This window comes from uncultured Sneathiella sp. (assembly GCF_963976355.1).
Classification (GTDB): Bacteria; Pseudomonadota; Alphaproteobacteria; order Sneathiellales; family Sneathiellaceae; genus Sneathiella.
On the sequence record NZ_CAXBKA010000005.1, the window covers coordinates 107,908 to 126,213 of the forward strand.

General features: G+C 52.1%; 20 protein-coding genes and 2 riboswitches. Of the genes, 16 read left to right on the plus strand and 4 right to left on the minus strand.

The annotated features are described in order from the left end of the window. Positions 1-15 precede the first annotated feature (15 nt). From ctaD to AAC599_RS12805, 10 genes are all read left to right on the plus strand, one after another. Entirely contained in the window at positions 16-1,620 is a 1,605-nt protein-coding gene (ctaD, locus tag AAC599_RS12760; protein ID WP_340150789.1) for a cytochrome c oxidase subunit I, read from the plus strand. 18 nt (positions 1,621-1,638) lie between these two features. Then, positions 1,639-2,559, plus strand: coding sequence for a heme o synthase (gene cyoE / locus AAC599_RS12765; protein WP_340150790.1), 921 nt, complete (start codon positions 1,639-1,641; stop codon positions 2,557-2,559). Position 2,560: 1 nt separating this feature from the next. Next, entirely contained in the window at positions 2,561-2,692 is a 132-nt protein-coding gene (locus AAC599_RS12770; RefSeq protein WP_340150791.1) for a hypothetical protein, read from the plus strand. Continuing rightward, the gene (locus AAC599_RS12775) at positions 2,692-3,279 is read left to right on the plus strand and encodes a cytochrome c oxidase assembly protein (RefSeq protein WP_340150792.1); all 588 of its coding nucleotides are present in this window, start codon (positions 2,692-2,694) and stop codon (positions 3,277-3,279) included. The genes AAC599_RS12770 and AAC599_RS12775 overlap by 1 nt, the downstream gene beginning before the upstream one ends. Positions 3,280-3,344: 65 nt before the next feature. Further along, positions 3,345-4,154 (plus strand): cytochrome c oxidase subunit 3, encoded by an 810-nt coding sequence (locus tag AAC599_RS12780; protein ID WP_340150793.1) that lies wholly within the window; start codon positions 3,345-3,347, stop codon positions 4,152-4,154. A gap of 387 nt (positions 4,155-4,541) precedes the next feature. Continuing rightward, entirely contained in the window at positions 4,542-5,267 is a 726-nt protein-coding gene (locus tag AAC599_RS12785) for an SURF1 family protein (protein ID WP_340150794.1), read from the plus strand. After that, positions 5,260-6,762, plus strand: coding sequence for a carboxypeptidase M32 (locus AAC599_RS12790; RefSeq protein ID WP_340150795.1), 1,503 nt, complete (start codon positions 5,260-5,262; stop codon positions 6,760-6,762). Before AAC599_RS12785 ends, AAC599_RS12790 begins: the two co-directional genes overlap by 8 nt. Positions 6,763-6,842: 80 nt before the next feature. Continuing rightward, positions 6,843-8,243, plus strand: a complete 1,401-nt coding sequence (gene thrC, locus AAC599_RS12795; RefSeq protein ID WP_340150796.1) for a threonine synthase — start codon at positions 6,843-6,845, stop codon at positions 8,241-8,243. A gap of 16 nt (positions 8,244-8,259) precedes the next feature. Continuing rightward, positions 8,260-9,519, plus strand: a complete 1,260-nt coding sequence (locus AAC599_RS12800; protein ID WP_340151008.1) for a pitrilysin family protein — start codon at positions 8,260-8,262, stop codon at positions 9,517-9,519. A gap of 23 nt (positions 9,520-9,542) precedes the next feature. After that, entirely contained in the window at positions 9,543-10,127 is a 585-nt protein-coding gene (locus AAC599_RS12805; protein ID WP_340150797.1) for a GNAT family protein, read from the plus strand. 9 nt (positions 10,128-10,136) lie between these two features. Here the strand turns inward: AAC599_RS12805 and AAC599_RS12810 are convergent, their stop codons facing one another. Continuing rightward, positions 10,137-10,712 carry a YqgE/AlgH family protein gene (locus tag AAC599_RS12810; RefSeq protein ID WP_340150798.1) on the minus strand — a complete coding sequence of 192 codons (576 nt, stop codon included), beginning with the start codon at positions 10,710-10,712 and terminating at the stop codon, positions 10,137-10,139. 167 nt (positions 10,713-10,879) lie between these two features. On the opposite strand from AAC599_RS12810, the gene AAC599_RS12815 reads away from it, so the two are divergent. Both AAC599_RS12815 and AAC599_RS12820 read left to right on the plus strand, forming a co-directional pair. Beyond that, a complete protein-coding gene (locus AAC599_RS12815; RefSeq protein ID WP_340150799.1) occupies positions 10,880-11,692 on the plus strand; it encodes a protein-disulfide reductase DsbD domain-containing protein in 813 nt (270 codons plus the stop codon). Positions 11,693-11,792: 100 nt separating this feature from the next. After that, positions 11,793-12,272: a peroxiredoxin gene (locus AAC599_RS12820; RefSeq protein ID WP_340150800.1), complete on the plus strand. Its 480-nt coding sequence runs from the start codon at positions 11,793-11,795 to the stop codon at positions 12,270-12,272. Positions 12,273-12,340: 68 nt separating this feature from the next. On the opposite strand, the gene rnhA is transcribed toward AAC599_RS12820, so the two are convergent. Then, complete coding sequence (gene rnhA / locus AAC599_RS12825; protein WP_340150801.1) at positions 12,341-12,790, minus strand: ribonuclease HI; 450 nt, start codon at positions 12,788-12,790, stop codon at positions 12,341-12,343. Between the two features lie 172 nt (positions 12,791-12,962). Between rnhA and AAC599_RS12830 the strand changes: the two genes are divergently transcribed. Beyond that, positions 12,963-13,691, plus strand: coding sequence for a hypothetical protein (locus tag AAC599_RS12830; protein ID WP_340150802.1), 729 nt, complete (start codon positions 12,963-12,965; stop codon positions 13,689-13,691). Between the two features lie 17 nt (positions 13,692-13,708). Here AAC599_RS12830 and thrB read toward each other — a convergent pair whose 3' ends face one another. Together thrB and ispH are read right to left on the minus strand one after the other, a co-directional pair. Next, a complete protein-coding gene (thrB, locus tag AAC599_RS12835; protein WP_340150803.1) occupies positions 13,709-14,674 on the minus strand; it encodes a homoserine kinase in 966 nt (321 codons plus the stop codon). A 3-nt stretch (positions 14,675-14,677) separates the two neighbouring features. Continuing rightward, the gene (gene ispH / locus AAC599_RS12840) at positions 14,678-15,637 is read right to left on the minus strand and encodes a 4-hydroxy-3-methylbut-2-enyl diphosphate reductase (RefSeq protein ID WP_340150804.1); all 960 of its coding nucleotides are present in this window, start codon (positions 15,635-15,637) and stop codon (positions 14,678-14,680) included. A gap of 326 nt (positions 15,638-15,963) precedes the next feature. Here ispH and AAC599_RS12845 point away from each other — a divergent pair, with 326 nt between their 5' ends. The 3 genes from AAC599_RS12845 (at position 15,964) to gcvH (ending at position 18,302) form a co-directional block, all read left to right on the plus strand. Continuing rightward, positions 15,964-16,458: a hypothetical protein gene (locus tag AAC599_RS12845; protein WP_340150805.1), complete on the plus strand. Its 495-nt coding sequence runs from the start codon at positions 15,964-15,966 to the stop codon at positions 16,456-16,458. Positions 16,459-16,531: 73 nt separating this feature from the next. Beyond that, positions 16,532-16,621: riboswitch (glycine riboswitch) on the plus strand. A gap of 3 nt (positions 16,622-16,624) precedes the next feature. Next, positions 16,625-16,730: riboswitch (glycine riboswitch) on the plus strand. 63 nt (positions 16,731-16,793) lie between these two features. Then, positions 16,794-17,903 carry a glycine cleavage system aminomethyltransferase GcvT gene (gcvT, locus tag AAC599_RS12850; protein ID WP_340150806.1) on the plus strand — a complete coding sequence of 370 codons (1,110 nt, stop codon included), beginning with the start codon at positions 16,794-16,796 and terminating at the stop codon, positions 17,901-17,903. A gap of 21 nt (positions 17,904-17,924) precedes the next feature. Then, positions 17,925-18,302, plus strand: a complete 378-nt coding sequence (gcvH, locus tag AAC599_RS12855) for a glycine cleavage system protein GcvH (protein WP_340150807.1) — start codon at positions 17,925-17,927, stop codon at positions 18,300-18,302. The last annotated feature ends 4 nt before the right edge of the window (positions 18,303-18,306 follow it).

Genomic DNA, 18,306 nt, shown 5'->3' on the forward strand with positions numbered 1-18,306 from the left:
GAGAGGCAAGAGATTATGGCTTACGGTTCAGCAGCCGCTCACGACGAACATACCCCGTCCGGTTGGAAGCGGTGGGTCTATTCGACCAACCACAAAGATATCGGAACGATGTATCTTATCTTTGCGATTATCGCCGGTATTGTCGGCGGTTCAATGTCTGTTTTCATTCGTGCTGAGCTTCAGATGCCCGGTGATCAGCTTTTGAACGGCAATTTTCATTTCTTCAATGTTCTGGTGACAGGCCATGGCTTGATCATGATCTTCTTCATGGTGATGCCCGCGATGATCGGTGGCTTCGGTAACTGGATCGTGCCGCTCATGATCGGGGCGCCGGACATGGCGTTTCCGCGTATGAACAACGTGTCATTCTGGTTGTTGCCGCCTGCGTTCGGTCTACTGCTGATCTCGATTTTCGTTGAAGGCCCGGCCGGGGCGAATGGTGTTGGCGGTGGCTGGACCATGTATCCGCCGCTCTCGTCGTCGATCGGTCATCCTGGCATGGCTGTCGATTTCGCGATCCTTAGTCTCCATATCGCAGGTGCCTCGTCTATTCTCGGCGCCATCAACTTTATCACCACCATCTTCAACATGCGGGCGCCTGGTATGACCATGCACAAGATGCCGCTCTTTGTATGGTCGGTTCTGGTGACGGCGTTCCTGTTGCTGCTGTCTCTGCCGGTTCTGGCCGGGGGCATTACAATGCTGTTGACGGACCGGAACTTTGGTTCCACCTTCTTTGCACCGCAGGGCGGCGGCGACCCCATCCTGTTCCAGCATCTGTTCTGGTTTTTCGGCCATCCGGAAGTTTACATCCTGATTTTGCCGGGCTTTGGCATCATCAGCCAGATCGTTGCAACTTTCAGCCGTAAGCCGGTTTTCGGCTATCTGGGCATGGCCTATGCGATGGTTGCGATCGGTGGTATCGGGTTCGTCGTTTGGGCGCATCATATGTACACGGTCGGCATGAATGTTGATACGCGGGCTTATTTCCTCGTGGCAACATTGGTGATCGCGGTTCCGACGGGTGTAAAGATTTTCTCCTGGATTGCCACGATGTGGGGCGGTTCGATCGAGTTCAAGGCGCCGATGGTCTGGGCGTTGGGCTTTATCTTCCTTTTCACAGTTGGCGGTGTTACGGGCGTCGTGCTGGCCAATGCCGGCCTCGATGTGGCGCTTCATGACACTTACTATGTGGTGGCTCATTTTCATTACGTTCTAAGCCTGGGTGCGGTGTTTGCGATTTTTGCGGGCTTCTACTACTGGTTCGGCAAGATTACGGGCTATAACTATTCGGAGAAGCTAGCTCATCTGCACTTCTGGGTAACCTTCATCGGCGTGAACATGATCTTTTTCCCGATGCATTTTCTCGGGTTGGCGGGCATGCCGCGTCGTATTCCGGACTATCCCGATGCGTTCGCTGGTTACAACGCCATTTCCTCCTACGGATCCTATGTATCGGCCGTGGGTGTTCTGATCTTCCTGATCACGGTTATTCATGCCTTCGTCCGCAAGGAGCAGGCTGCCGGTAACCCATGGGGTGAAGGTGCAACGACACTGGAATGGACATTGCCGTCACCGCCGCCTTTCCATCAGTTCAACGAACTGCCGGTTATCAAGTAAAGGCCAGAGGAGACATCCTTGTCCGACACAAGCCTTGGAAAAGAAGCAATCGAGACCCGCGTCAATACAGATCTGACGCGGGTCAGTGATTATTTCGCGCTGTTGAAACCGCGCGTGATGTCGCTCGTTGTGTTTACGGGTGTGGTCGGGCTTGTTGTCGCACCTGGAACTCTGCATCCTGTCCTCGCCATTACGGCCCTTCTGTGTATCGCCATTGGCGCCGGTGCGTCAGGGGCGATCAACATGTGGTTTGATGCTGATATTGATGCTGTCATGGAGCGGACGCAGGAACGGCCGATCCCGGCTGGACGGGTCAGTGCGAATGAGGCTCTTGCCTTCGGTACCGTTCTTTCCGTCGCCTCTGTCGTGCTGATGGGGCTTGCTGTAAATTACGTGGCGGCGGCTTTGCTGGCGCTTACAATCGCCTTTTATGTTTTCGTATATACCATGTGGCTGAAGCGGCGGACGCCGCAGAATATTGTTATCGGCGGTGCGGCAGGCGCTTTTCCACCGATGATTGGCTGGGCGGCTGTTACCGGTGATGTAAGCGCGGAATCGCTCATTCTGTTTGCGATCATTTTTATGTGGACGCCCCCGCATTTCTGGGCGCTGTCCCTCTGGCGTGACATTGACTATGCGAAAGCAGGTGTGCCGATGCTGCCGGTCGTTGCCGGTCGCGACGTTACGCGGCGGCAGATCGTGTTATATAGCGCTCTTCTTTTTCCTATCGCCGTGATGCCCTATGTCCTTGGATATGCCGGCGTTTTCTATGGTGCCGCTGCAGCGGTTCTGAGCGGATTGTTCCTGGTGATGTCGCTTAAGGTGTGGCGGAAGAAGGATGAGGAAAGTGCGAAGCAGATGTTTGCTTTTTCCTTGCTTTATCTTTTCTTGATTTTTGCCACATTGCTTGGCGAAAATCTTGTTCTGACGGTGATGTGATATGACGCGTAATGATGAACATCAGAAACGTCAGCGAACCCGCAATCTGGTGGTCGGCGGAGTGCTCGTCGCGCTTGTGGTTTTATTTTACCTGATCACTGTCGTGAAAATGTCCGGCGGAACGGGAGCCTGATGAAAAAGCAGAGTAACAAATCGGTGCGTCTTGCGGCTATCTTGGTATCCGTGGTGGTCGGGATGGTAGGTCTGTCATACGCTTCAGTGCCGCTGTATGACCTTTTCTGCCGTGTGACGGGCTATGGTGGCACCACGCAGCAGGCGGAGATTGCGCCGGATGTGATCCTTGATCGTGAAATGACGATTGAGTTTGATGCGAATACTAGCCGGGAAATGCCTTGGGACTTCAAACCGGTTGAACATAAAATGACCATGAAGGTCGGAGAGACCGGTCTTGCTTTTTATGAAGCCTATAATCCGACGGACCGCAAGATTAAGGGAACAGCTACTTTTAATGTGACGCCGCAAAAGGTAGGTCAATATTTCACCAAGATTGATTGCTTCTGCTTTACGGAACAGGTTTTGCAGCCGGGTGAGCGCGTTGATATGCCGGTTACTTTCTTTGTCGATCCCGAGATTGATAACGATCCGAACGCGAGAGAAGTTAAGGTTATAACGCTTTCCTATACCTTCTTCGTCAGCGAAGATGATGACGGAACGGAAGTTTCGGCAAAAGCCGAGAAGAAATCGGTTGATGTCAATTGACCAATAGAGTGAATTTGTAACTTTCAGGTCCGGAGTCTTTCCGGGTGATTTGCAGGAGTTTAGAAATGGCAGATTCTCACGCCAAACAACATGACTATCATTTGGTCGACCCGTCGCCCTGGCCAGCACTTTCATCAATTGCGGCATTTGTCACGGCTATTGGCGCTGTCATGTGGATGCATGACAAAGGCTACGCTGTCTTCGTAATCGGGTTTATTGCTCTTTGTTATTCGGCATTCGTCTGGTGGCGCGATGTTGTCAAGGAAGGCGAGCATGAGGGGCATCATACGCCCGTTGTGCAGCTGGGCCTGCGATATGGCATGATCATGTTCATTGCGTCCGAAGTGATGTTTTTTGTTGCCTGGTTCTGGGCTTATTTTGATGCCGGCCTGTTTCCGAGTGAAGTGGGCGGCGGAATTTGGCCGCCAGAAGGCATTATGACCTTCAATCCGTGGCATATTCCGCTGTTGAATACCGTTATCCTGCTGTTGTCCGGGACAACTGTGACATGGGCCCATCACGCACTGCAGCATGACGATCGCAAGGGACTGGTTCAGGGTTTGTTGTTGACCGTTATCCTTGGCGCCTGCTTTACCGCGGTTCAGATATATGAATATTCTCACGCCGCGTTTGGCTTTTCGGACGGGATTTATCCGTCGACCTTCTATATGGCGACAGGGTTCCATGGTGCCCATGTCTTTATCGGAACGGTTTTCCTGCTGGTCTGTCTGATTCGGGCGACAAAAGGTCATTTTACGCCGTCCCATCATTTTGGTCTGGAGGCTGCTGCATGGTACTGGCACTTCGTTGACGTCGTATGGCTCTTCCTTTTCTTCGCCGTTTACTGGTGGGGTGCAGGACCGGAGTGGACCTGATCTAACTAAATGCCCTATTCCTATGGCATGTCAGTTTCCCCTTTTCGCGCCGGGCTTACCTGCAAATGCCCGGCATGTGGAAAGGGGAAACTCTTTTCTGGCTTTCTGGATGTAGCAGAAAGTTGCGATAACTGCGGGCAGGATTTCAGTGCCGTAAACAGCGGTGACGGACCGGCGGTATTTATCATCTTTATAGTTGGATTTATTGTTGCTGGCCTCGCGGTCGCTACAGAGCTGGTTTATCATCCGCCCTATTGGGTCCAACTGACAATCTGGTTGCCGGTAATTCTGATATTAAGTCTTGGGCTTCTACGGCCCTTCAAGGCGTATTTGATTGCCTTGCAATTCAAGCATAAGGCCAGCTCCGAGATTGAGCGTTATTAACTGATGAAAAATTTTTCGCCCGGACTTTTACCGACATTAATCACCATTCCCTGTGTGCTGATCCTGCTCGCGCTGACAGTATGGCAGATCAACCGTTACAGCTGGAAAGTTGATCTCCTTGATACGATCGAAACTCAGCTTTCGGCCGCACCGGAAGCTCTGCCCTCTGGCGACATCGATCCTGAACTATGGCACTACCGCAGGGTCAGCCTGACCGGGGAATTTGATCATAGTCATGAAATTCATCTGTTTGCGCATGCGGAAGCCGGTCGCGCGGGGTTCCATATCATCACGCCATTTAAACGAAGCGCGGAAGGGGATATCATCCTTGTAAACAGGGGTTGGGTGCCGGAATCCAAGAAAGCCCCGGAAACACGTGCCGAAGGATTAATTGAGGGAGAGACTACGGTTACAGGTGTTGCCCGGAAGCCTTGGGGGAAATCATGGTCGTTCTTGCCGAAAAGCAACGCGGAGGATAATGTCTGGCTCTATGGTGAGCTAACCGCAATGGCAGACCATCTCGGGATAGAAACTGCCCCGGTATTTGTCGAACTGGATGTAAATGACATTCCCGGCGGATTGCCGATTGGGGGACAAACCCGCATTTCCCTTCCGAATAATCATATTCAGTATGCATTTACCTGGCTCGGGCTGGCTGCGGCGATGATTGTTATTTACGTTGTGTATGGCCTCAAACGGGGCAAGGCGACGCAAAATCCCGATGTCTGAGACGTCAGCCGCTTACTCCCGGTTGGAGAAAGTCTTTACGCGCCTCTCCGCCATCTCCGGTGCGACGGCAATGCTGCATTGGGATAGCGCAACGATAATGCCTGCGGGCGGGAGTAAGGCCCGCGCAGAGCAGCTGGCGGCCTTAAGCCTGATATCCCATGACATGCTCGCTCAGAAAAATATCGGAGAGCTGCTTGACGAGGCCGAAGCCGGGAGTCATGCGCTCGATGTCTGGCAGAAAGCTAATTTGGCAGAAATGCGGAATCGCTGGCGGCATGCGACGGCGGTCGAGCCAGATCTGGTTGAGGCACATTCCCATGCAACATCGCACTGTGAGATGCTTTGGCGTGATGCGCGCCTGAACAATGACTTTGCCAGCCTGGTTCCCTCGTTGACAGAAGTGGTTCGTTTGACGCAACACATCGCGGAAGCAAAATCAGCCGCTTTCTCTCTTTTGCCCTATGATGCCCTTCTGGATGAGTATGAGCCCGGATGCTCAGCTTCCGTGATCGATCCGTTGTTTGCGGATCTGGAGGGATTTTTGCCCGATTTCCTGGGGGCGGTACTGGAACGGCAGAAAAGTGCGCCTGCCGTCGTCAAACCGAAAGGTCCGTTTGACGAGGACATTCAGAAGCAGCTAGGGCAGGAATTCATGAGAGCGCTCGGCTTTGATTTCAATCATGGTCGGCTTGATATCAGTCACCATCCGTTTACCGGCGGTATCCCGGATGACGTTCGGCTGACAACCCGTTACGAGGAAGATGATTTCACCCAAAGCCTGATGGGGACACTCCATGAAACAGGACACGCCCTCTATGAGCAGGGGTTGCCTGAGAAATGGCGGTCGCAGCCAGTCGGCGCTGCGCGCGGAATGGCATTGCATGAAAGCCAGTCGCTCCTCGTTGAAATGCAGCTTTCCCGGGGTCCTGATTTCCTCGCGTTTGCCTTGCCGCGGGTCAAGGTCGCATTTAATGGTAGCGGTGTCGCCTGGGAGCAGGAAAATCTGGAGCGGTTATATCTGGCGGTCGAACCGGGATTTATCCGGGTGGATGCCGATGAGGTGACTTATCCACTGCATGTCATCTTGCGCTATTCACTTGAAAAGGCGCTTCTATCGGGTGATTTGGAGGTGACAGATTTACCGGCGGCCTGGAACAGTGGCACGCGAAAAATGCTGGGTATAACGCCGCCAAACGACCGGCTTGGCTGTCTTCAGGATATTCACTGGCCGAGTGGAGCGATTGGCTATTTTCCGACCTATACATTGGGCGCCATGGCAGCCGCGCAGATTTATCGGGCGGCAAAGTCGGATATTCCCAATTTCTCCTCGAAGATTAGGGCCGGAAGCTTTAACGAATTACTTGGATGGCTGCGCCGGAATATCCACGCACTTGGCAGCTCTCAATCTACGGACAGCATTTTGCAGTCGGCGACGGGGTCCCCCCTGACCGTGGATGCCTTCAAGGCACATCTGAAGGAACGTTACTTACCATAGAAGAGACATCCGGACTTGCGCGAACGCAACGCATATGGTTACTCTCTCCCGCCATTTGATCCATATGTGGGAGAATGAGGTTGCGCTATATCAGCACGCGCGGAAAAGCGCCTGTTTTGAATTTTGAAGAAGTCGTCTTGGCTGGCCTTGCGCGGGACGGCGGTCTCTATCTGCCGGAAAGCTGGCCGCAGTTTTCCCGTGAGGATATCAGGAGCCTTGCCGGCATGTCCTATGCGGAGGCTGCGGGTTTCCTGTTGCAGCCGTTTCTGGGAGATAGCATTTCTCCGGAAGACTTCCGGGCTATGACAAGAAAAGCCTATTCCAGCTTTTCCCATGATGCGGTCGTACCGGTTAGCCAGATCGGCAGTAATGAATTCCTGATGGAACTGTATCACGGACCGACTCTAGCCTTCAAGGATGTTGCTCTGCAGCTTCTCGGATTGCTCTATGATCACCTTCTTGCGCGCGTGGGTAAACGGGTAACGATCGTAGGGGCGACATCCGGTGATACAGGTTCCGCCGCGATCGAGGCGTGCCGCGGGCGTGAGGCCATTGATATCTTTATCCTGCATCCGAAAGGCAGAGTATCGGAGGTGCAGCGGCGCCAAATGACCACCGTGACCGATGCAAATGTTCATAATATCGCGGTTGAAGGTGATTTTGACGATTGTCAGGCCATGGTCAAGGCGATGTTCAATGACCATGACTTCCGCGATACTCTCTCGGTCTCGGCGGTCAACTCAATCAACTGGGCACGCGTGATGGCGCAGATCGTTTATTACTTCACCGTGGGCGTCAGCCTTGGTGCCCCGGCACGCCCGATGTCCTTTTCTGTTCCTAGCGGGAATTTTGGGGATGTTTATGCCGGATATGCTGCAAGCAGGATGGGGCTGCCGGTCGAACAGCTCATCGTGGCGACCAATCGCAATGATATCCTCTCGCGGTTTTTCAACAGCGGCGAGTACCGTAAATCTGGTGTTGATCCGACCATCAGTCCCAGTATGGACATTCAGGTCTCTAGTAATTTTGAGCGTTTCCTTGCCGACCTTTATGGACGGGACGGGGCCGAGGTTGCTGAACTGATGGAGAAGCTGGACCAGGACGGAGGCTTTTCGGTCAATATGTCCCGACTGAACGAGAGCATTTTCGCGGCCGGACGATGTGATGAAGAAGACACCTTTGCGACCATCCGAGAAACCCTGGCGCATAGCGCGAAACTGGTTGATCCTCATACTGCGGTCGGTCTTTTTGTCGGAGAAAAATGCCGTAAAAACGAGAAAACGCCGCTGGTTACCCTATCTACAGCACATCCCGCGAAATTTCCAGAGGCGGTGGAAAAAGCAACGGGCGAACGGCCTGCTCTCCCCAAACATATGGCGGATCTGTTTGGACGTGAAGAGAGACTTGTGAGTTTGCCAAACGAAGTGGACACGGTAAAATCATTTATTAAAGATCATGCCCGCATACTGAGCGAGGCCTGAGGAAGAAAGAACATTGATGGACACGAGAGTCACAACGCTGAAGAATGGATTGCGGGTTATCACTGATCCAATGTTGGGTTTGGAAACCTCGGCGGTCGGAGTGTGGGTTGATACCGGCGCGCGTCATGAGACGGCGGCGGAAAATGGCATTTCCCATGTGTTGGAGCATATGGCGTTTAAAGGAACATCAAAGCGGTCGGCCCTTCAAATTGCGGAGGTGATCGAATCTGTTGGCGGTCACCTCAATGCCTATACCAGCCGCGATCAGACTGCGTATTTTGCGAGGGTGTTGAAGGATGATGTGCCGCTTGCCGTGGACATCCTCGGTGATATTCTGCAGCATTCCAGCTTTGATCAAACCGAGATCGCACGTGAGAAAGAAGTGATTGTCCAGGAAATCGGGCAGACGCATGATACCCCGGACGACATTATTTTCGATCATTTGCAGGAAACCTCCTATCCCGATCAGCCAATTGGCCGCTCTATTCTGGGGACCGTCGCGCAGGTGCGTGGATTTGATCGTCCCATGATCGCGGATTACATGAAAAGCCATTATCTGGCGCCGAAAATGGTTTTGAGCGCGTCCGGGGCGGTCGATCACGAGGCGCTGATGCGACTGGCAGAGAGAGCCTTCGGTGAATTGGCGACAAAAGGTGAAACCCTGATGGAGCCGGCGGTATATCAGGGCGGCGAGTATCGGGAAGAGCGAGATCTGGAGCAAGTTCATTATGCCCTGTCGGTGCCGGGGCTTTCCTATTCGGACGACGATTTCTATACAGCACAAATTCTGTCCGGCCTGTTGGGCGGGGGCATGTCGTCGCGGCTATTTCAGGAGATTCGGGAACGCCGCGGGCTGTGTTATTCGGTTTTCAGTTTTTCCTCGTCATTTGCCGATACGGGAACCTTCTCCGTTTATGCGGGAACAGGTGAGGATCACATTGGCGAGTTAAGCCATGTACTGAGTGATGAGCTGTTTCGTGCCAGCGATGACATTGAAGTGGCGGAGGTAGAACGGGCAAAGGCGCAGTTGAAGGCGTCTCTTCTGATGGGAATGGAAGGTCCGGCGTCGCGTTCTGAAGTGCATGCGCGGCAGGTTCTCATTTATGGACGTGTTCTGCCTGCTGCGGAAATCATTGAGAAAGTTGATGCCGTTACGGTTGAGGATGCGAAAAACCTCGCGGGACGTTTGTTTTTCGGCGTTACGCCAAGCCTCGCGGCGCTTGGCCCGCTGAAAAAGCTTGATCCGTTTGACAGGATCGCGGCAAGATTTAGCTAAGGTGAGATAAGGAGGCCGCGGTGATGTTGGATAAACTGTCATTGATGGGAAGCGGCCCAAAAGTCATCACAGAGCGGCTTATCTTGCGTCCGCCGCGGATTTCAGATTGGGAAAAATGGGCGGAAGTGCGTGCTGAGAGCCGTGACTTTCTTGTTCCATGGGAGCCTGTCTGGACTATGGACTCTCTTACCAAGGCAAGCTTCCGGGCGCGGCTACGGCGTTATGCCAGGGACGTAAAAGATGATATGGGGCAGGCGTTTTTCCTCGTTGATCGTGAGAGCGAAGATATTATCGGCGGCATCACGCTGGGGAACATACGTCGTGGCGTGGCTCAGACCGGGACGCTTGGTTACTGGACAGGGAAGCGATATGCCCGAAAAGGCTATATGTTTGAGGCGCTCTGCGGTCTGATTCCCTTGCTGTTCAGCGAGTTTGGCCTGCGGCGAGTTGAGGCGGCCTGCCTACCATCGAATATTCCGAGTTCCCGCCTGCTCGAAAAAGTCGGGTTTTCAAAAGAAGGGCTGGCGAGAGAATATCTCTGTATCAATGGTGTCTGGCATGATCACTCGTTGTATGCGTTACTGCGAACCGACAGAATCGCCCCCTGATGCATCACATCAGGCGTGACCGATATCACCGAAAAGGAGGGAAGGATCAACGCCCAATTTGTTGATAGCGACTTCCCACTTGGTATCAAGCGCTGAGCCAAAGACGATCTCTGTATCCGGATCGACGACAAGCCAGCCATTTTCTTGAATTTCCTGTTCCAACTGACCGGGACCCCAACCGGAATATCCAAGCGCCAGAAACCTGCTTTCAGGACCACTCCCCTGAGCAATGGTTTTCAGCATGTCTACAGTCGCGGTCAGCGCCATGTCATCGCTGATGACCAAGGTGGTTTCATACAGAAGATCGGTGGAATGAACGACGAAACCCCGCTCCGTATCGACTGGGCCGCCAAAATGAATATTGATCTGGCTGGCGCTATCCGTTTTCGGTATTTCCAGTTGTTCGAGCAGATCATCGAAGCTCAGGGCATCCAGGGAACGGTTAAGAAGAATCCCCATCGCCCCTGATTCTGAATGGGCGCAAAGAAGAATCACAGCCTTTTTAAACCGTGGATCTCCCATGCTGGGCATTGCAACCAGGAGCTTGCCGTCCAGATAACCTGTATCAATTGTGCTTACTGTCATAATGTAAATATGTGTCTTTTGACAAAAATTCCCAGCGCCAAAAACTTTTCATGACACGATTGTGACATACCAACCCTTAAATAATGTTTTATATAATTGTTCAAACCTGTTGATGGATAAAAGGTTCCGGCGGGATGAAAATAAATATACCAGCCTCATTGAGTATAATGCTGATGTGTTTGGGCGGCCTCTTTGCTGCGAATGTGAGTGCCGCCTCCAGTTCCGATTGGATCAGGACAGACCAATCCAATTTACGGCTGATATCCGAGCGTGATGGAGTAGCTGGCCGCGATTCTGTGCGCATCGGTCTTCAAATTAAATTGGCCCCGGGTTGGAAAACCTACTGGCGAACACCGGGGGACGCCGGAATCCCTCCGCATTTTGACTGGGTCGGGTCGGAAAATCTAAAGGACGCGTTAGTTGCTTGGCCTTTGCCGGAAGCATTTGAAACTTATGGCCTGACGAGTTGGGGGTATCATGATGAGGTGGTTTTCCCGATAGATGTCACGCTGAAAGAGGCAGGCGAACCGCTTGACCTGAAGCTGCGGCTTCAACTGGGTATATGTGAAAATATCTGTATTCCCTATGAACATGCCTTCACACTCGCTCTAGGTGCGGGTACAGCCAAGATCTCTAAGGAGGCTGCCATCATCGATCAATATGCAAAGCATGTTCCGGCTGTTATCGGAACGTCAGGCGTTGCGATCAGCAGGGCGAGCGCCATGGCGCTGAACGATGAAGATTTCAGGGTGACCGCATACACCAATTCTTCCTTCGATTCTCCGCAAATTATTATAGAGGGGATCGAGGGAGCCTATTTCGAGTTGCTGTCGAAGGATGTATCGCAGGACCGTGAGACGGCAAATTTTATTTTGAAAGCGAATCTTCCGGCGAAGACAGATGTTCTGTCCAGTCAGCAAATTGTGGTTACTATAAGTGATAAGGGGAAGGCCGCGCAGGGACCATTGCATATAGAATAAAAATCGGTGCCGTAACTTAGAAAACTTTTAATTTCGGCAGACATGACTATGTTAGTTTTACCGAAAGCCACTACGCAACTACATACAACAGGATATTAAAATGACGATAAAAGTTGGTGACAAACTTCCAAATGTCGATTTGATGATGATGACGGACAAAGGTCCGTCCAAGGTTTCAACAGCGGATTTGTTCGGCGGCAAGAAAGTTGCGTTGTTTGCTGTGCCCGGAGCCTACACACCGACATGTTCCGCCAAGCATTTGCCGGGTTTCGTTGATAATATGGCGAATTTGAATTCCAAGGGAGTCAGCGATATTGTCTGTCTGTCCGTAAATGATCCGTTTGTCATGGCCGCATGGGGGAAAGATCACAACGCGGGAAGTATCAAGATGGTAGCGGACCCGGATGCTGCCTTTACAAAAGCAATGGGCGTTGAATTCGACGCTTCCGGTGCAGGACTGGGCGTCCGTTCCCGCCGTTATTCCATGGTTGTCGATGATGGCGTGGTATCACAGCTCAACCTGGAAGAAACCGGCGGTTTCGAAGTATCCGACGCAGAGACCCTTCTTGGCCAGCTCTAGTTTTTTTAAGCTATGTGGGGAGGGCTTTGGCCTTCCCCACATCTGTCGACTTGAGTTGATCTCGCGGATTACTTCCTGAATTTTTCCATGCCGACGTTGGCAAGTTCGTCGGCTTTTTCATTTCCGGGGTCACCGGCATGGCCTTTGACCCATTTCCAGCGAATCTGATGCTTTGAGATGGCGTTGTCGAGCGCGAGCCAGAGGTCTTTGTTCTTTACCGGCTTTTTTGCTGCCGTTTTCCAACCATTTCTTTTCCAGTTGGCCATCCATTTTGTGATGCCATCCTTCACATAGGTGCTGTCTGTATGCAACTCGGCAATCGTGCTGCGTTTCAGCGAATTAATTGCTTCAATGGCGGCGGTGAGTTCCATGCGATTATTGGTGGTTTCCGCCTCTCCACCACAGAGTTCTTTTGCTTTTCCGTTATATTGGAGGAGCGCGCCCCAGCCGCCGGGACCGGGATTTCCGGAACAAGCGCCATCCGTGTAAATCACAACTATCTTCTCCGCCAAAATCATACTCCTGAATAGGTTTACAAAACGAACACCTGTCTAGGTCGGCTATTAGCATGATTGCCACAGCGGAGCAATTTTAGAAAAAGGAGTGATTTTAACCGAAAATTAGCGCCTTGCCGTCAAATTTACCGGGCATGAACGGAAATCTATACCCGTTTCGAATGAAGAGGTTTGAGTGAGCAAGATGCAGAAAAAGCTATTCTCGGCGGAAATAAAGCAATTTGGTTTGACCACCCCCATAGCTCACGATCCTGCTTCGGCTGGTATAAACAGCGAACAGTATCAAAACCTTATGGGTGCGCTCGGCGATATCAAGGCACTGCTTGGCGAGGCTGATCCTATTGCGATCACTGAAGAGGAAGCCACGGAAGCGAAGGCCTCCGCCGAGCTGGAGGTACTCCGCCGTGAGTTGCAGGAATTGTCTGACGTCATCCTTGAAACCCGGCGTGAAATAGCTTCCTTGAGTTCATCGAGAAGCGGCCAGAAGCTTGGCTCCGTCACCGATCAGCTTGACGCAGTTGTCGGTGATACGGAAACGGCAACAAATACAATCCTGGAAGCAGTCGAGACAATTGAAGACAAAAGCGAAAGTCTTGAGTTGCATACGAGTTCTCCGGAAGAAATGGAAAGTCTGGAAGCAATAAGCAAGGCTGTAATGAAAATTTATGAGGCTTGCAATTTTCAGGACGTGACCGGCCAGCGTATTTCGAAGGTCGTTGCTACGCTCGGCTTTGTCGATGAACGGATTACCAAGATGATTGATATTCTCGGCGGGGAAGACGAACTGCAAGAACTGGAGGCAGAAGAGTTTAAACCGCAGTTCGATGAGGACGTGGAATTAAGCGGCCCGCAGCCGGAAGGTCATGAAATTTCGCAGGACGAGATTGATTCACTTTTCGACTGATGTGATTCGATCTTCAGTCATTCCAGGCCATATGCGGCGACGGACGTTACGGCCTGATGAAATTGAAGCTTTTTTAAATATTCATGCGGGTCTTTAGGTTTAACGAGCGCCCCTTCAACCTGATTGAGCCAGTCAAACAGCCGGGTGAGTAAAAACCGCACAGCAGCACCCCGACAAAGCAACGGCAGGAAATCAAGTTCTTGTTGGGAAAAATCGCGGACTTCCCGATAGCCATTCAATAGCTTCCGCGCCTTGGTGATATTAAAACTATCGTCGTTTTCAAAGCACCAGGCATTCAGACAGATCGCCAGGTCATATGCAAAAAAATCGTTGCAGGCGAAGTAATAGTCGATAACGCCGCTTACCCGGTCATTCAGAAAAAAGATATTGTCCGGAAAGAGATCCGCATGAATCACGCCGCTTGGCAGACCCGATGGCCAGTGAGCCTCAAGATAGCTAATCTCCGCCTCGATCTCTGGTAAAAGATCATCGGGCATGTTTCCATGGTCACTATCCTGGCAAGCCGTAAAAAGCGGCCGCCAATTTGAAACAGAGAGGGTATTCGCGCGCTGGAGTTTGAAGTCGCTGCCAATGGTATGCAGTTGCGCCAGGGTCTGCCCCAGTAATGCACAATGCTGGGGTGTGATACGCCGAACGGACCGGCCATCCAGGAATTCAATGATCGCGGCCGGACGCCCCGCAACTTCTTTGAGGTTCCGGCCATCCTTTGCCGAAATAGGGCGAGGCGATATAAATCCACCCGCCGCCAGATGTTCCATCAGGCCGAGAAAGAAGGGTAGGTCCTCTGCATGCACGCGCTTTTCATAGAGGGTCAGGATGAAATACCCGACCTCCGTATGGAGCAGGAAATTGGAATTCTCAACGCCTTCCGCGATACCTTTGCAGGAAAGTGCCTGTCCCAAATCATATTGCCCGAGCAGGCCGTCCAGCTCATCATCTGAAATTTCAGTGTAAACGGCCATGATTCAGGCGGCGCCTTCGCGTTCCAGGATCTTCGGCATCTTGAAAACAACCTGCTCCTGATTGGTCACGATTTCTTCCACGAACACTTCATACCGCCGGGAGAAAGCATCGACGACTTCCTCCACGAGGGTTTCAGGGGCAGATGCGCCAGCCGTAATGCCGATTGTGCCGATGTGACTAAATCGTTCCCATGGAATATCGGACGCACGCTGGACCATCGCAACCTCGGCGCAGCCGGATTTTTCAGCAACCTCTACCAGCCGCATGGAGTTTGACGAGTTCGGTGCGCCTATCACTAGAAGACCTTCGCAGCGCTCAGCCAGAATTTTCACCGCCGCCTGCCGGTTGGTTGTCGCATAGCAAATGTCTTCCTTCCTCGGACTCTCGATGTCCGGAAAGCGCTCTTTCAGGATGCCGACAATTTCCCGGGTTTCATCAACGGACAATGTTGTCTGGGTGAGATATGCGAGGCCCTTGCCGGGCTGTTTGGGCACAAATGCCCGCGCTTCGTCTGCCGTTTCCACCAGGGTTATTTTCCCCTCGGCAAGCTGTCCCATGGTTCCGATCACCTCAGGATGTCCACGATGCCCGATAAGGATTATTTCCTTATCGTCGCGTTCATGGCGCTCGGCCTCCCGATGTACTTTACTAACCAGTGGACAGGTCGCGTCAATATAGAACATTTTCCGATTCTCAGCCTCTGCCGGGACGGATTTCGCAACACCGTGTGCCGAGAAAATAACCGGCACATCTTTCGGGATATCCTTTAGCTCATCGACAAAGACAGCGCCTTTTTTTTCAAGATTTTCAACAACAAAGCGGTTATGCACGATTTCGTGGCGGACGTAGACCGGTGCGCCATACTTCTCGAGTGCCCGCTCGACAATCTGTATTGCACGGTCTACGCCGGCGCAAAATCCACGCGGTGCCGCCAGTAACAATGTGCGTTTTTCTGTGTTCATGCTCTTTCCGCTCCGGGTCACGTTTCACGATCAATATCGTGTCCCGGTGAAAACTTGCTTATTGCATCAGTCCATTCTAGATTTGCCGGACTCATACAACAGTTTCAAGGGTAATGCCATAACAAGGCGAGGTAAATTGAAATGACGACGACTATAGTGGTGTGGCAATTTCTTTACATGCTGATGGATAACGTCGTTGATTTGTCGCCCTGCAATAGAACTTATGTTAAAAATTAGTCTTTAAATTCTTCGGGATCCTAATGCCCTTGCTTAAATTTTTAAATAAACTTCCCCGTATGTCTGTACTGGCAGCCCCGTTGTTTTTGGTGTCAGCATGCAGCGGAAGTGTCGATACGGATATCTTCAGTATTTTCGGATCGTCTAAACCGCCTCTGCCTTGTCCAAGAGTGGAAGTCCTGCCGGGCGCGGAAACAATCACCCTGTTCCGGGAAGGAGAGGGACGTGACCTTGTTGATGTTCGGTTTGAGGGAATCATCGTGCCATTCAGCGGGCAGTGTCAGTATGTGGATGACGATACAGCGGTTGTCGTTGAACTGATCCTGCGCATCGGCGCGACCAAAGGTCCGGCGGCAGAGAGCCAGACAGAGGAATTTCCGTTCTTTGTGGCAATCGCCGAAAGGTCAGGGGAGATTATCGCCAAGGAAGTTTTCTACAGCCCGCTGGAAGTCGAGGAAGGGCGGCGGCGCGCGACCGTTCAGGAAGAACTGCAACAACGTATTCCGTTGACGGGGCTTAAAACCGGCGGTGACTATGTCATCATCATAGGGTTTCAACTGACCAGGGAGCAGTTGGAGCTTTAAAGCTGAAAATCTATAAAAGAGCATTACTTGTTTGACTAAACCAAAATCAGTCTTATTATTCATGCACATTCAGTCGATCCCCGCGGGAGAGATGGGCGTCTAAACCATCGCCGAAGGAGCAACCACCCCGGAAACTCTCAGGCAAACGGACCGCAGGGGGATGAAACTCTGGAAAGCAAATCACAGTTGTGATTTCACCGAAGGGGTAAGCGAGATGGTTGTCATTGTTGTGGCATCCATAATCGTCAAATCTCTCAGGTTATAAGACAGAGGGGGTAGGTTCCAGCAGAGCTAGCGTTGGGACATAGCCTTTTGTCTGAAACCGGGATTGACGTATGAGTGAAGCATCTACCGCTAAAAAAACTATCCTCCATGATCTGCATGTTGAATTGGGCGCGAAAATGGTGCCGTTCGCGGGATATGATATGCCTGTCCAGTATCCGACGGGAATCCTGAAGGAACATTTGTTCACCCGCGATTCTGCGGGGCTGTTCGATGTTTCTCATATGGGGCAGGTCGTTATATCCGGGGATGATCCTGCATCCGCGATTGAAGAATTAATTCCCGGTGATATCCAGGCGCTGGCCCCCGGTGAAATGCGATATAGCTTCCTCACCAATAATGAAGGCGGCATCTTGGACGATCTGATCGTGACGCGCCGAGAAAAGGACCTTTTCGTCGTTGTCAATGCCGCTTGCAAGGAGCAGGATATTGCCTTGCTGGAAAAGGGGCTTGCTGGCAAGGCGGAAGTCCGGGAGCTTGCCGACAGGGCGCTTGTCGCCTTGCAAGGGCCGAAAGCCACCGCTGTACTTGCACGGTATGCGGATGTCGTGACGAAAATGCCATTTATGACCTTCCGCGAAGTGTCTCTGGATGGAGTTCCCTGTTTTGTGACGCGTTCCGGTTATACCGGTGAAGACGGCTATGAAATTTCCATTCCCAATGAACATGCCGTTGCCTTTTGCCGGAAGTTACTGGCGGAGGATGAAGTTGCGCCAATCGGGCTTGGCGCGCGCGATTCGCTGCGGCTTGAGGCGGGGCTTTGTTTGTATGGACATGATCTGAATGAACAGACTACGCCAATTTCTGCCGGACTGCTCTGGGCGATTAGCAAGCGTCGCCGCGAGGAGGGCGGCTTCCCTGGCGCTGCCGTCATAAAGGCTGAAATCACGAATAAGCCGACAATGAAACGCGTCGGTATCGTCCCCGAAGGACGGGCGCCGGCGCGGGAACATACGGAAATTGCCGACGAAGATGGTAATGTGATTGGCGAAGTAACGTCCGGTGGTTACTCTCCCTGTCTGGAAGCTCCTATTGCAATGGGGTATGTACCGTTCGCATTCTCAGCGGTGGGTACGAAAATCAATTTGCTTGTCCGAGGAAAGGCGCGCGCTGCGACCATCGTAAAAATGCCTTTTGTCGAGCAGCGTTATTATCGAGGTTAATTTTCTAACGGAGTGTATTGAATGTCATACAGGTATACGGAAGATCACGAATGGGTGCTGCTGGAGGACGATGTGGCAACGATCGGCATCAGTGATTATGCTCAGGGGCAGTTGGGTGACGTGGTCTATGTGGAAGTTCCGGAAGTGGGTTCGGATATTGCGAAAGGTGACGAACTTGCCGTGGTCGAGAGCGTCAAGGCCGCATCAGAAGTCTACTCTCCTGTCAGCGGTGAGGTGATCGAGGTAAATGAAGACCTAGAAGGGTCGCCGACACTGGTCAACGAGGCGCCTCTGGAGGGGGGCTGGTTTGCAAAAGTAAAGGTAACGGACAGTACCGAAATTGATGACCTGATGGATGAAGACGCCTACAAAAGCTATGTCGAGGGTCTCGACGAATGAGATA

Excerpts from the sequence above, each read along its gene's own strand:
- ctaD (WP_340150789.1), top strand. The coding sequence starts at position 16 with ATGGCTTACGGTTCAGCAGCCGCTCACGACGAACATACCCCGTCCGGT.
- AAC599_RS12770 (WP_340150791.1), top strand. The coding sequence starts at position 2,561 with ATGACGCGTAATGATGAACATCAGAAACGTCAGCGAACCCGCAATCTG.
- AAC599_RS12775 (WP_340150792.1), top strand. The coding sequence starts at position 2,692 with ATGAAAAAGCAGAGTAACAAATCGGTGCGTCTTGCGGCTATCTTGGTA.
- AAC599_RS12780 (WP_340150793.1), top strand. The coding sequence starts at position 3,345 with ATGGCAGATTCTCACGCCAAACAACATGACTATCATTTGGTCGACCCG.
- AAC599_RS12785 (WP_340150794.1), top strand. The coding sequence starts at position 4,542 with ATGAAAAATTTTTCGCCCGGACTTTTACCGACATTAATCACCATTCCC.
- AAC599_RS12790 (WP_340150795.1), top strand. The coding sequence starts at position 5,260 with ATGTCTGAGACGTCAGCCGCTTACTCCCGGTTGGAGAAAGTCTTTACG.
- AAC599_RS12800 (WP_340151008.1), top strand. The coding sequence starts at position 8,260 with ATGGACACGAGAGTCACAACGCTGAAGAATGGATTGCGGGTTATCACT.
- AAC599_RS12805 (WP_340150797.1), top strand. The coding sequence starts at position 9,543 with ATGTTGGATAAACTGTCATTGATGGGAAGCGGCCCAAAAGTCATCACA.
- AAC599_RS12810 (WP_340150798.1), bottom strand. The coding sequence starts at position 10,712 with ATGACAGTAAGCACAATTGATACAGGTTATCTGGACGGCAAGCTCCTG.
- AAC599_RS12815 (WP_340150799.1), top strand. The coding sequence starts at position 10,880 with ATGCTGATGTGTTTGGGCGGCCTCTTTGCTGCGAATGTGAGTGCCGCC.
- AAC599_RS12820 (WP_340150800.1), top strand. The coding sequence starts at position 11,793 with ATGACGATAAAAGTTGGTGACAAACTTCCAAATGTCGATTTGATGATG.
- rnhA (WP_340150801.1), bottom strand. The coding sequence starts at position 12,790 with ATGATTTTGGCGGAGAAGATAGTTGTGATTTACACGGATGGCGCTTGT.
- thrB (WP_340150803.1), bottom strand. The coding sequence starts at position 14,674 with ATGGCCGTTTACACTGAAATTTCAGATGATGAGCTGGACGGCCTGCTC.
- ispH (WP_340150804.1), bottom strand. The coding sequence starts at position 15,637 with ATGAACACAGAAAAACGCACATTGTTACTGGCGGCACCGCGTGGATTT.
- gcvT (WP_340150806.1), top strand. The coding sequence starts at position 16,794 with ATGAGTGAAGCATCTACCGCTAAAAAAACTATCCTCCATGATCTGCAT.
- gcvH (WP_340150807.1), top strand. The coding sequence starts at position 17,925 with ATGTCATACAGGTATACGGAAGATCACGAATGGGTGCTGCTGGAGGAC.